Genomic DNA, 12,672 nt, shown 5'->3' with positions numbered 1-12,672 from the left:
GACGGTGATCGTCTTGTTGTTCGCGATGCTGTCGAGTGCTACCCGTAGCGCGTCGACTTGGTTCTTCGCGGTCACAGCGCCGGGAGCAGAGACGGCGGTCGCGACCGCTTCCGGAAGGGTCGAGTAGGCGGCGAAGAGCTTCTCAACCTCCGCGCGGTTTTTCCCCTCCTGAACGAGCGTGAATTTCAGCCGCTCGATGTAGGCGTCGTACATCTCTCTGCCGGCATCGACGGATCCGGTCTTCTTGGCGTACGCGGCAGCTGCCGCGGTAATCGCCTCGATCTCACCCCGGATCGTCGACCGGCTCTCCAGTGCCGTCTCCGAGTAGCCGAACAGGCTTCCCTGTGCCAGTCCCGTGCCCTTGGCCAGTTCGATGAACCCCTTCTCCACCGCGTCGATCGCGGCTTCCGCCTCCACGCCGCGGCCGGTGAAGATGTCCATGGTGATCGTCAATTCCTTGACGGCCGCGTCGGCCCCGCTGGCCGCATTGTCGATCGCCTTGATCGCCTCCCCGACCTGGTCGGCTGGGATCTGGGCGCCGAGTAGTGAGGTTGTCAGCGACCGGAACCGGTCTATGGCGTTCTTCCCGGACTGATCGACGGTGACCAGTGAGCCGGCCAGGTCGATATGGGCCTTGTCCGCGAGCGCCTTCACCTGCTCTGTCGTCATCCCGAACGCGTTCGCGAGCGCCTGCGTGTTCGCCGTAGCCTGCTGCTCTTTGGCGATCAGATCGCTCTTGACCCTCGTCAGCTCCCTGATCCGGTCCTCAAGGGCCTTGATCTCGCGTCCCTGCTCCCGGTTGCTGACGCCGATCTGTCCGCCCGCCCCGCCGAGATCCTTGTACCGGGCGACGAGGGCTCCGATGGTCCGATCCAGCGACTCGACGGAGTTCGCGTCGAGCCCGGACGTCAGCGCGTCGACCTTGCCCTTCGCCCGCTCGGCACCATGGGCCAGGTCATCGAACGCGACCGCAGCCGCTCCGATCATCAGGCCGTACACGCCGAGCCCGACGAGCGCCCCGCGCAGGCCCGTGCCGAAGAACGCCAGCCGGGCAGCCGCGAAGTTGGCCGCGTTCCCGAGGCTGACCATCGTGGTGGCGAGCATGGCCAGCGCCTGGCCCTGGGCCGCGACGGCGAGCATGCGTAGCTGGGCGATGATCCACGGGAGTCTGACGACAACCCACGCTGCGGCGATCGCGTAGACGAGCCGCTCGTGGTCGGACAGGAAGCCCGTTGTCGCCTGCGCAGCGGAGGCCACCCCGTGCAGGCCGGTGACGACCGCCCCGAGTCCGAGTTTCGCGGCGAGCCCGATGAACGGCCCGAAGGCGTCCCACAGGTCCCCGGCGATGTCGGCGGTGTTGCGCATCGCGCCGCCGAGGTCGACGACGGTGGGGCGCAGGTAGCCGCCTACCTCGCGGGCCGTGCCCTTTGCTCCATCCAGGAGAGCTGACAGCCCGTGCGCGGCCCTCTCGATGTAGGGCAGGAGCCTGAGGCCAAGTTCAATCCCGGTCGCTACGAACTGGTTCTTCAGCTCGATGAGCTGATGCTTGGTCGACTGAGACTGGACCGCGAAGACCGCCATGGCCGCCCCGGCCGCTCTGGTCTGGGTCCCCATGTGACCGAAGATCTCGTCATAGGTTCCGGCTTCGTTTGCCATGAGCGCGAGCGCGCCGCGCAGTGCCCGGATCTCGGGGAACCACGACTGCCAGACTCGGACGTTCCCGTCCGCGGCGTCCTGGAGCCTGAGCATGACCCCGTGCAGGCCGATCGCGGGGTCTTTCAGATCCCTCTGAAGGTTGATTCCGAGTCGGATGAATGTTTCCGTGAGGGCTTTCGATGGCTTGAGCAGCTTCGCCATCATGTTGTTGACGGAGACGCCGGCTTCGGACGCGGACAGGCCCGAGCGGGTCATGGTGGCGATCGCGGTGCCGAGTTCCTCGATGCTGACGCCGGCCTGAGCCGCGTTCCCGACGCTGTGGGCGATCGCGCCTGTGAGCGCCTCGAAGCTCAGCACGCCGTAGTTCACGGTGCTGAACAGGGCGTCGCTCACCCTCGTGGCGTCGCCAGCTTCCAGGCCGTAGGCATTCAGGCTCGCCACGATCGCTTTGGATGCGGTGTTCGTATCGGTCAGGCCGGCGGACGCGGCGATGGCCGAGGTCTCCAGCACGTGCATGGCGTCCCGGCCGTAGAAACCGGACGAGGCGATGTTGTACAAGCCTTCCGCGAGCGTGTTCGCGCTCTGCGGCAAGTGCTTGGACATGTCGAGCACGGCCTGCGAGGTGGCCTGGAAGTTCTGCCGTACGTGCTCGTCCAGGGAGGCCACGTTGTACATCCGCGCCTGGAATTCGACCGCGGACGAGGCAGCGGCGACCAGCGCGATACCGAGCGCCGCGACGCCGACGGCGGCCCCGCCCTTGGCGAGGCTGCCGAGCCGACTGGTCTCCGCGTTCGCACCGCGGACGCGGTTGCCGAAGACGTCGACCTGTCCGGCGGCCCGGGTGAGCGCGCCGGTGAGACCGGCAGTGTTGCCAGTGATCACGACCGAAATGACGCGGAAACTGATCTTCCCCACCACCATCTATAGGGGGCGACCCTGGCCGCGTCTCGGGTCGTACCTGTCGCTGTGTCTCCCGATGATTCACCATCGGCGCTTGCCTGCGAGCGGAGCCCGGTTCCAGGCGATGCTCGCCGTGCTCGCCGGAGAACCAGAACACGATCGCAGGAGGCGAACGCACAGATGGCGCAGCGGTTTGAGTCGCTCACCGAAAGGATCGCCGGAACGGGTTCCCGGGTAGCAACGAAGCACGGGGTCGACCAGGCAGGCCCGTAACCGACTGCTACCACCGCCGCGGTGCCCACACGGTGCCCGCGGCGGTTCGACCAACTTTCGATTTCGACCGGTCGTCAGCGGCCATCCCCGACCCGAAACCCGTTGCAGCACAGAGGATTTCGCGTTTCAACGATCCTCGCCGGTCGGCTCTTGGTCGGGTTCAAATCCCGGAGCCTCCGCCAGTTCTCCGCGTCCCTGATCTCCATGGGGGCGCTGTGACTCGCGAAGACGGTTTGTTGATCTTTTTTCGCCGAACCTATCGTGATCTCTGTGGGCACGATGTGGGCACGATGTGGGCACGCCGCGTCGCGTAGGGCACCGCTGACGGCAGCCCGGTCGCACCACCGCACCCGTCAGGGCCTGCCCGTCCGCACGACTGGGATCCGTCCGCTCGCAGGGGCCGACTCGCAGGCGATCGACGGACCCGGAACGGCTCGCGGTCCACCGAATCGGGCATCTACCGAATCGGGCAACAGCCTATCCGCCGATCTACGCATCATGATTCACAGCGCCGGCAGGGCGTGAAGCCTCCGAGCGAGGGCATCACCGACTCGACCGTGCATTTTGGAGATCGACTCCCGTATCCCCGGGAACGGTCACGTCCGAGAGCCCGATGACTCGAAAGGAGCCGCCGTGAGTTTCGCGACAGCGCCGGCGGGCCGCACCCAGGACCGTGCCACGAACGTCCCATGGTGGTACCTCCTCGCCGCAGGATCCGCTTTTGTCTTGTTTGCGCTGGCAATCCCACAGTTTGATCTGACCACAGTTCGCTCTGTTGCCATACTTCTGGGAATTGTCCTGCTCCTGAGTGCCGGGAGTGAGCTGCTGGCGGCAATGGCGACCGCGCGGGACTGGCAGTGGTCCCATGCCCTGCTCGCCGTTCTCCTCGTCGGCGGTGGCGTGGTCGCGCTGGCCTGGCCCGACCCGACCTTCGCGGTGGTAGCCAGGATCGCGGCCTGGTACTTCCTGATCAAAGGTCTTTACGACATCGTCAACTCCTTTATCGCAAGACGGGCCGAGCGCTATGGAGCGCTTGGGGAGGACGTTCGCGGAACGGCCCAGTGGTGGATGCCGCTGGTGATCGGTGCGCTCGAGATCGGCGTCGCTTTCTGGGCCACCACCTATCCGCGGTTCTCGCTCAGTCTCCTGACCCTGTGGGTGGGACTTGCGGCTCTCTCCACCGGTCTGACAAAAATTGCGATGTCCTTCCGGAAACGTGGAATTCGAGGGGAGTTCCCAGCATTTTCTGAGGGTTTCCTGCCACCGGTGGGATTCGGCGCCGGCGCAGCCCGCGAGTCCGGACGAGCTGAGGAAGGCCGGGTCCGCAGACCTCTCTCGGAAGAGTTGTGACGCTGCTCGGAAGGGTTGTAACGCGCTCCGTCACGGCCAGCCCCGGCGATGGACCACCGTGCGTGCCGGCCTAACAGATCACCGGACGCGGTCCACGGGAATCCGCTCGTGGGCTCACGGGACACTTGACCGCCCAAGTCCTGTTTTGTCGGCATCGCGCCGTATCGTACTTACATGCGCCTGACACTTACAGTGGCCGATCTGGCTCAGGACGTCAGCGCGGACATCCTGCTGGACGCCGATCCGGACACGCCTGCCACCTTGATCGCCGATGCGCTGGTACGCCACGTCCGCCCGGGCGGGCTGGCTCTCCCCGTGCATCGACCGCGTCTGTTCGTCGAGGGCCGTGCGGTCAGCGAGACGCTCACCATCGCCGATTCACCGATCCGGGAAGGCGTCCTGATCAGTATCGACTCGCCAGCGGGCTGCCTTCCCCTCGAACCACCGGGCCTGATCGAGGTCCGCGTGATCGGTGGACCGGGCGCAGGGGTCGTCCACCGGTTCGGCCCTGGCGAGTTCACGGTTGGCACCGCGGCGACCTGTGCTGTGCGGTTGGACGATCCGGCCGCCGCCACCGAAGCTATGACGATCACCGTGATGGTGGACGGCTCATGCCGGATCACACCGGCTACCACCTCCCTCGGGCAGGAAGCCGGCGGCGTGCTCGTCGACCGTGAACCGTTACTCGCCACAATCGATCTACCCGCCAGCGCGCAGATCACGGTCGGGTCCGTACTGCTGGAGATAGGCGCCCCCAGCCGGGCGGACGCCGCACTCAAACCGTCCGACGACGGAATGGGGCTGGACTTCAACCGGCCTCCCCGGCTGCTGCCCCCGATCCGGCGGACACGGTACAAGCTGCCCAGCGAACCGTCCGAGCCGGAGCGGCGGCCCATGCCGATCCTGATGGCGACGCTACCGCTGGCCGCGGGCGTCACGATGGCCTTCGTCTTCAAGCAGTACTACTTCCTGCTGATGGCTGTCATCGGCCCACTGGGGATGATCGGCATGCACATCTCCGGGAACCGGCATGGCAGGCGAAGCTACCGCAAGCATCTGGCCGACTACCGCCAGCGGCGCCAGGACGTCGAAGCCGACGCCGAGCAGGCACTCCTCACCGAACGCGCGGCCCGCCGCACCGACTTCCCCGACCCGGCGACCGTCCTGCTCACTGCCGTCGGGCCGCGTGGGCGCCTGTGGGAACGCCGCCGAGACAACCCCGACTACCTGCATCTGCGCCTGGGCACCGCCGACCTGCCGAGCGAAGTCGTCATGGAGGACCCGGCCGCGCAGGAACACAAACGTGAGATCACCTGGACGGCCCCTGACGTTCCGGTGACCATTGCCCTGCCCGAACGCGGAGTTCTCGGCATCGCCGGTCGCGGCGACCTCCCGCGGGTGCTGGCCTGCTGGCTGACCGCGCAGGCGGCCGTCCTGCACAGCCCACGCGATCTCGCGATCTGCGTTCTCACGGACGGCTCCGGCGAGCAGGCGTGGAACTGGGTGCGCTGGCTGCCGCACTGCCGTCCGAGCGAAGGCCAGGACACCGCCGTCCTGCTCGGGACGAACGACGAGTCACGGGCACGGCGTATCGGAGAGCTGATCGGCCAGCTGGGGGCGCGCGCCGACGCGCGGGTCCAGTCCAACGGCGTGAACCTGCTCATCGACGGTCCGGACGTACTGGTCATCATGGACGGCGCCCGCCGGCTGCGGTCCATACCCGGGGTGATCTCCATTCTGCGGGACGGGCCGGCACTGGGCATCCATTCGATCTGCCTGGACCGCGACATCCGGCTTCTGCCCGAGGAATGCCAGGCCGTAGCCGAGGAAACCCCGACGGGTCTGCGGGTCGTAGAGACGCGTACCGAGATCGTCCACGATGTGCGCCCGGATCTCGTCGCCACGGCGACATCCGATGATCCGGAGGTGGTGGTCACAGCCGGTGGCGCCGCGGCCTGGTGCGAGCGTCTCGCCCGCGCTCTGGCACCGGTACGCGACGTCGGTGGGGATGACGAGGCAGCTCTCCCGGCCTCCGCCCGACTCCTCGACGTGATCAACCTGGAACCTCCGACCGCAGGGGCGGTGGCCGCTCGCTGGCAGGTCTTCCCCCGTAGCACCGCCTTCCCCGTGGGTCTGTCCCTCGACGGCCCGCTCACATTGGACCTGCGCCGCGACGGCCCGCACGGACTGATCGCCGGTACCACGGGCTCCGGCAAGTCCGAACTGCTGCAGTCGATTGTGGCATCACTGGCTGTTGCCAACCGGCCGGACGCGATGGTGTTCGTGTTTGTCGACTACAAGGGCGGCAGTGCCTTCGCCGACTGTGTCAGGCTTCCGCACACCGTCGGAATGGTGACCGACCTCGACACCCATCTGGTGGGCCGCGCCCTGGAATCGCTATCGGCGGAACTACGGCGGCGTGAGCACATCCTGGCCGACGCCGGTGCGAAGGACATCGAGGACTACACCCTCCTGGTCACTACCGGTAGCGCACGGACACAGCTCGGCGGGCCGCTGGTGCCGCTGCCCCGGCTGCTGCTGGTCATCGACGAGTTCGCCTCCCTCGCCCGCGAGCTGCCCGCCTTCGTCACCGGTCTGGTCAACATCGCACAACGAGGTCGTTCGCTGGGCATCCATCTACTTCTGGCAACGCAGCGGCCCAGCGGTGTGGTGTCTCCCGAAATCCGTGCGAACACGAACCTGCGGATCGCGTTACGTGTCACCGATGTCTCGGAGAGTTCCGACGTCATCAACACGCCCGACGCGGCACGCATCTCGCCGTCAACTCCCGGACGGGCCTATGTGCGTCTCGGGCACGCCTCCCTGGTCCCCTTCCAGTCCGGACGCGTCGGGGGTCGCCGACCCACGGGTGCCACGGGTGCCACCATCGATGATCTCGCTCCACCCTGGGTCACCGAACTGAACTGGTCCACGCTGGGACAGCCTGCGCCGGCTCCCCCTCGGCCACGGACGGCCGACAACGAGATCACCGATCTCAAGGCTCTCGTCGAGGCGCTCCGGGAGGCTGCCGCAATCCTGCGGGTCGAACCCGGGCACAGCCCCTGGTTGCCACCGCTGCCGGAACGGCTCACCCTGCAGATGGTTACCGCATCCATGTCCGGGGAATCACACCCCGTTTCCCGAGAATCGCACAGCGGCGGTCCGGGCGTGCTGCGGCCCGTCCCGATCGGACTGGCCGACCACTGCGGTCGTCAGGCACAGCTTCCCTACACGATCGACATCGACAACGGGGGTCATCTGCTGTTCGTCGGGGCGCCACGATCCGGGCGGTCGACGGCCCTGCGCACCATTGCCGGCTCGATAGCAGCCTCCATCTCCTCCAGCGACGTCCATCTGTACGCACTGGACTGCGGCAACAACGCCCTGGCGCCGCTGGTCCGGCTACCGCACACCGGCGCTGTGGTCAGCCGGGACACGCCGGAGCGGGTACAGCGGCTGCTCACCCGGATCATCAGCGAGATCGTCGAACGACAGGAGATCTTCGCCGCTCGGGGATATGCCGATCTCGCCGAGCAACGATCAGCTGATCCTGAACGTCGGCTCCCGTATCTGCTCCTGCTGATCGACCGGTTCGAAGGCTTTCTCGCCTCCTTCGAGGAAGCCGACGGTGGAGCGCTCGTGGAGATACTGGCCCGGCTGCTACGGGAAGGGCCGTCCGTCGGCGTACGGGTCATCATGACCGGCGATCGGCGCAGTGCGTCGGGACGGTTCAGCGCAGCGATCGAGAACAGGTTCATGCTGCGGATGGCCGACAGGTCCGACTACACGATGGTGGGTCTTGCGTCGGGAGCCATACCGGACAGCCTGCCGCCAGGCCGGGGATTCCAGATCGATGGATCGGTCGAGACCCAGATCGCCCTGCTCGACAATGATCCGTCCGGTCGGGCGCAGGTCGCGGCGCTGCACCGGCTGGCCGAGGTAGCTGCTGCACGAGACGGTGTGCCGGCGGGACCAGGCACCGGCGCCCGCGGAGACTACCGCCGACCGTTCCGCATCGACGTGCTGCCAGAACGCATCACGGTCATCGAGACCAAGGCACTACGTCCGGATCCCGGTGGCAGGCCGCAAACGGGCCCGCCTGCAAGCCTGCATCCGGGTCCACAGATGAGCCCGCCGATGGATGCGCCGATGAGCCCGCATCCGGCTGGGCAGACGCCGGCACCGGCGGGCTGGGCGGGCACGCAGCCGGTACCGCTGGTGGCTCTGATCGGCGCGGGCGGTGACGAACTCGCCCCGGTTGAGATCGATCTCACTGTCGACGGACCGGGCTTCGTCATCGCCGGGCCTCCGCGGTCGGGTCGCAGTTCGGCACTGCTGACCATGGCAGAGTCGCTGCTGGCGGGCGGTGCCCAACTGCTGCTGCTGACCCCGCGACGCTCGCCGCTGTCCGCGCTCGCGGATCGACCAGGTGTGATCGACCTGCTGGGCGCGGACGCTCAGGCTGCCGGCATTGATGCGGCATTGGAGTCGGCCGGTCCGTCTGGCGGCCTGGTGGTGGTCATGGACGATGCGGAACTGCTGGCAACCGCCCCGGTCGCCGATCGCATGACCGAGTTCCTCAAGGCCGCGCGTGACGGCGGATGCGCGTTCGTGGCAGCCGGCACCACCGAGGATCTGACCGGCCAGTATCGGGGATTCATGGTGGATGCCCGCCGGTCACGATGCGGAGTGATCCTCGCTCCAAGCACGCCCAGCGAAGGAGATCTGTTCGGCATCCGGCTGTCTCGTAACAGCGGGGGGAGCATGCCGGTCGGCCGCGGACTGTTCGTACTGCGGGGAAAACCAGCACCGATTCAGATCGCCTTCCATGCATACACGTAGTCATGTATTCACAAGGAAAGAACCACCGATGAACAATCAAAGAACGGTGGATGGCGATCGGTGAATTCCCGTCCCCGGCCCGGTCTGATCACGTCGCAGGATTCCCGGCAAGATCCCCATCCTGCAAACATGTGGTGGACGCTGCCTGGCCAGACGGTGTTATGAAGTAGCGATGTCCGACGACTGCCTTCCCGGTCGCAACGCCGATCTCGATCAGCGGTCGTCTGGCGATCGGCCCGCTTCCCGGACCGATCCGGTCACGGACCCGTCCGGCGGGCTACAACGCCGCATCGGCCTGGCCGATGCGGTAATCCTCGGTCTCGGCTCGATGCTCGGAGCCGGTGTGTTCGCCGCGTTCGGGCCGGCAGCCCATGCGGCCGGAGCCGGCGTTGTCGTGGGCCTCGCGATCGCAGCTATGATCGCCTACTGCAACGCCATGTCGTCCGCGCAGTTGGCCGCTGTCTACCCTGAGTCCGGCGGAACCTACGTCTATGGGCGGCGCCGGCTCGGCACCTTCTGGGGATTCGTCGCCGGCTGGGGCTTTGTGGCCGGCAAGACCGCAAGCTGCGCGGCCATGTCCCTGACCGCCGGCGCATACGCATGGCCACAGCATCCTCGGCCGGTTGCGGTCGCCGCCGCGGTCCTGCTCACCGCGGTCAACTACTTCGGAATAAGCAAGACCGCCCGGCTGACCCGCATCCTGGTCATGCTCACCCTGCTCGCACTTGCCCTTGTCGTGGTGGCCTGCCTGGCGGGCGGGACTGCCCAGGTCGCACGGCTGAGCCCGTTCTGGTCCGGTAGTGGGCTGGACGCCGTGCACAGGGTGCTCCAAGCCGCGGCCCTGCTCTTCTTCGCGTTCGCCGGCTACGCCCGGATCGCCACCCTGGGTGAGGAGGTCCGCGACCCGGCACGGACAATCCTGAAGGCGATCCCGACCGCGCTCGGGATCGTGATTGCCGTCTACGTACTTGTCGGTCTGTCGGCGTTGCTGGCGGTCGGTCCGGACCGTCTGGCGGACGCCGTGGACCCGTTGGCCGTCGCGACCGGCGCCGGCAGCCTCAGCGGGCTGACGCCTGCCGTCCGTGTGGGCGGAGCGCTCGCGAGCCTCGGCGTCCTACTGTCGCTTCTCGCCGGAGTCGGACGTACCGCACTGGCCATGGCCCGTGAACGTGACCTGCCGGGCTGGCTCGCGGTAATACATCCACGGTACGCGGTTCCGCACCGCGCAGAGTTGCTGCTCGGCGGGATCGTCGTTGCCGTCGTCATCGTGTCGGACGTCCGAGGGGCGATCGGTTTCTCCAGCTTCGCAATCCTCATCTACTACGCGATCGCAAATGCCAGCGCCTTCACCCTCGACGGCCCGCAGCGCCGCTGGCTGCGCCCGCTGTCACTTCTCGGTGGTATCGGCTGTCTCGTCCTCGCCCTCACGCTGCCGGCCGTCTCAATCCTGACCTGCCTTGCCATCCTCGCCGTCGGCATCACGATCCGAACTGTGCACAGGTCATAGACCTGCAGGACCATGGCCAGGAACCCTGCCCCGCGGATGCACCGTCACAGCGGAGCAGCGAATTCCCCGCCATCAGGGACAAACCGAAACGTCGAGGTCACCGCGTCGAACAGGTCGTGCAATGCATCCACGAGCACGAGATTCGGGCTGGAACAGGAAACCAGGGCCACCTGGTCGGACCGTGGGATCGGGACGAAGGTCTGCATCATCGTCGTCCTGATCCAACCGGCCTGATCGGGCAGACTGATGTCCTCCACCCCATATGAGCGTGCTGCCTGCCCGACATAAGGGAGATCAACAAGAGCCACTGTGGTCCAGGTGTCGTCTTGCGAACGAGCAGCCTTCTCCGACAGAGTGGACATGATCGCTGATGGAGTCACGCCAGTCACACCAGTGATCCGGTCGCCGTTCGGTGCAAACAGTAGGGATATAGTCACGCTGGCAGACAGGCCTGCGCCTTCTACGGCCTCAGTCATGACCCCGCAGAACAATGCGCCGCCAGCCGCCGCGTCGCTGGCGGCATTTCGGAGCAGCCGGGAGATCGCCGCACGGTTCGCCGCGAGCTCGGGAACACCACGTGTCCGCTCCCGGACCAAAGCGTCGATGGACGCCCGCCGAGTCACCGGGTTCAGATCGACCTCAAACCAGGTGTCGGGAACACTGATCGAGAAGCCCACGGTCACGGGCTCCTCAGCAGCAATGTATCCGCTCAGTCCCCTCTCCCTCCTTCGTCAGCGGGCTGCGACGCCCGGACCAACTCGGCATCCAGATTGGAATCAACCTGACGCAGGGCCTCCGCCGACTCCGACGCCATCGTCGCCAGCTTGTTCGCATTATCATCGATCTTCTTGCGTCCGTCGCTCCAGCCATGTTCGAAGTCGCCAAGAGCATCTTCGATCTCGGGTGATCCCATCTGCCCCCGGTAGTTCTCCAGCGTCGAACGGGTCGCGTTCATTGCCGAACGGATCGACGTCAGGTTGCTGGCAAGCGAGTCCAGCCCAGGAAGATCGACCGACAACCGATCAGCGGTCATCGCACCCACCTCTCTCACAGCGGTCTTATCTCACGGCACTCCCCATGCGCCCCGGACCGGGTGTATAAGGAGCGCGGCCGATCCGAGGCACGTCCTTCGCCGATCACGGCAACCGGTTACCGCCCTCGGTGGGGCTCGGATGTACCTGACACCCCACCGGACAACGACTGCCTCTCAGTGACCCGGGAATCTAGACCTCCCGGACTTCCCAGATCGGCTTCCGGACCGCCCATATCGGCTTCGCCGATCCGGGCAGGAACCCCGGATCCGGCAGGAACCCCGAGCGCGAATCATGATCGCGCTGCCTTCGGCCCGCTAACCCTGACCGCGCAGCGAGCTCGCGAGCTGGGAGTCAGCGGTCCGGAACACTTCAGCCGCCTTCTTCAAGTAGTCAGCCATTCCGTCGAGCCCGGCCAGTGTGTTGGTGACACCGGTGTTGAACCTGTCGTAGGACCCCTGGAACTGCACGCTCGACTGATCGGTGACATACCCACCCGCGACCAAGGCGTCGACCGTTTTCTTCAGTGCAACAAGCTGGGCCTCGATGTCGACCTTGCCGTTCCTGAGCCTGATGCTCGCATCGTCCATTTCCTGGTAGGTGACGTTGAGGTTGGGCATTTTCAAACCCCTTTCAGGTAGGTAGGTCAGCTCCTGGCAGCGAACAGGAACCGTATACGGGATCGGCCGTTGCAGCGGCACGGCCTGGCCTTCGAACCGTACCGATCAGAAGCGGCGTATCAGACGCTTCCCATCTCAGTCCAAAAATCACATCCAAGCATGATAGTGATATCGTTACATCCCCGGCTGTGCTGCTTTCGGCAAACACGGTGCCGGATCGAGAATCGAACCTGCGACCTCACTCCCGTAGGTCATGCCCGCCGGACACGACCTAACAGCCTCGCCATCAGAATTATCGCATATCAACGCCGTTCGCAACACATTTCGTATGCTTTGTGACCATCTGCCTTGTACCGGTTTACACCATAGTGCCCGTCTGCGACAAGGCCGACAGGAGGACGCATGTCCGCCCCGGCACGGATCGGCCGCATGATCGGCCCGATGCCGATGCCGATGCCGATGCCGATGCCGATGCCGATGCCGATGCCGATGC

Annotated in this window: 7 protein-coding genes and 1 pseudogene; 3 read left to right on the top strand and 5 right to left on the bottom strand. The window is 66.2% G+C overall.

The window, feature by feature from the left end:
* Positions 1-2,577 (bottom strand): phage tail tape measure protein (locus tag DD1DGNOD_RS00560; RefSeq protein ID WP_131769194.1); only part of this gene is annotated, 2,577 nt, incomplete at its 3' end.
* An 885-nt stretch (positions 2,578-3,462) separates the two neighbouring features.
* On the opposite strand from DD1DGNOD_RS00560, the gene DD1DGNOD_RS00555 reads away from it, so the two are divergent.
* The 3 genes from DD1DGNOD_RS00555 (at position 3,463) to DD1DGNOD_RS00545 (ending at position 10,528) form a co-directional block, all read left to right on the top strand.
* Positions 3,463-4,179 carry an HdeD family acid-resistance protein gene (locus DD1DGNOD_RS00555; RefSeq protein ID WP_131765064.1) on the top strand — a complete coding sequence of 239 codons (717 nt, stop codon included), beginning with the start codon at positions 3,463-3,465 and terminating at the stop codon, positions 4,177-4,179.
* 174 nt (positions 4,180-4,353) lie between these two features.
* Complete coding sequence (locus DD1DGNOD_RS00550; RefSeq protein WP_131769193.1) at positions 4,354-9,021, top strand: FtsK/SpoIIIE domain-containing protein; 4,668 nt, start codon at positions 4,354-4,356, stop codon at positions 9,019-9,021.
* Between the two features lie 172 nt (positions 9,022-9,193).
* Positions 9,194-10,528, top strand: a complete 1,335-nt coding sequence (locus DD1DGNOD_RS00545) for an APC family permease (RefSeq protein WP_131765065.1) — start codon at positions 9,194-9,196, stop codon at positions 10,526-10,528.
* A 44-nt stretch (positions 10,529-10,572) separates the two neighbouring features.
* Here the strand turns inward: DD1DGNOD_RS00545 and DD1DGNOD_RS00540 are convergent, their stop codons facing one another.
* The 4 genes and pseudogenes from DD1DGNOD_RS00540 to DD1DGNOD_RS26305 all read right to left on the bottom strand — a co-directional run.
* Positions 10,573-11,205, bottom strand: coding sequence for a hypothetical protein (locus tag DD1DGNOD_RS00540; protein WP_165036311.1), 633 nt, complete (start codon positions 11,203-11,205; stop codon positions 10,573-10,575).
* A 32-nt stretch (positions 11,206-11,237) separates the two neighbouring features.
* Positions 11,238-11,561 carry a hypothetical protein gene (locus DD1DGNOD_RS00535; RefSeq protein ID WP_131765067.1) on the bottom strand — a complete coding sequence of 108 codons (324 nt, stop codon included), beginning with the start codon at positions 11,559-11,561 and terminating at the stop codon, positions 11,238-11,240.
* 315 nt (positions 11,562-11,876) lie between these two features.
* Complete coding sequence (locus DD1DGNOD_RS00530; protein WP_131765094.1) at positions 11,877-12,179, bottom strand: WXG100 family type VII secretion target; 303 nt, start codon at positions 12,177-12,179, stop codon at positions 11,877-11,879.
* Positions 12,180-12,481: 302 nt separating this feature from the next.
* A pseudogene (locus DD1DGNOD_RS26305) lies at positions 12,482-12,672 on the bottom strand (hypothetical protein); the annotation flags it as partial.

This window comes from Candidatus Protofrankia californiensis (assembly GCF_900634765.1).
GTDB classification, from domain to species: domain Bacteria; phylum Actinomycetota; class Actinomycetes; order Frankiales; family Frankiaceae; genus Protofrankia; species Protofrankia californiensis.
This window is presented reverse-complemented; position numbering and strand designations above follow the sequence as displayed.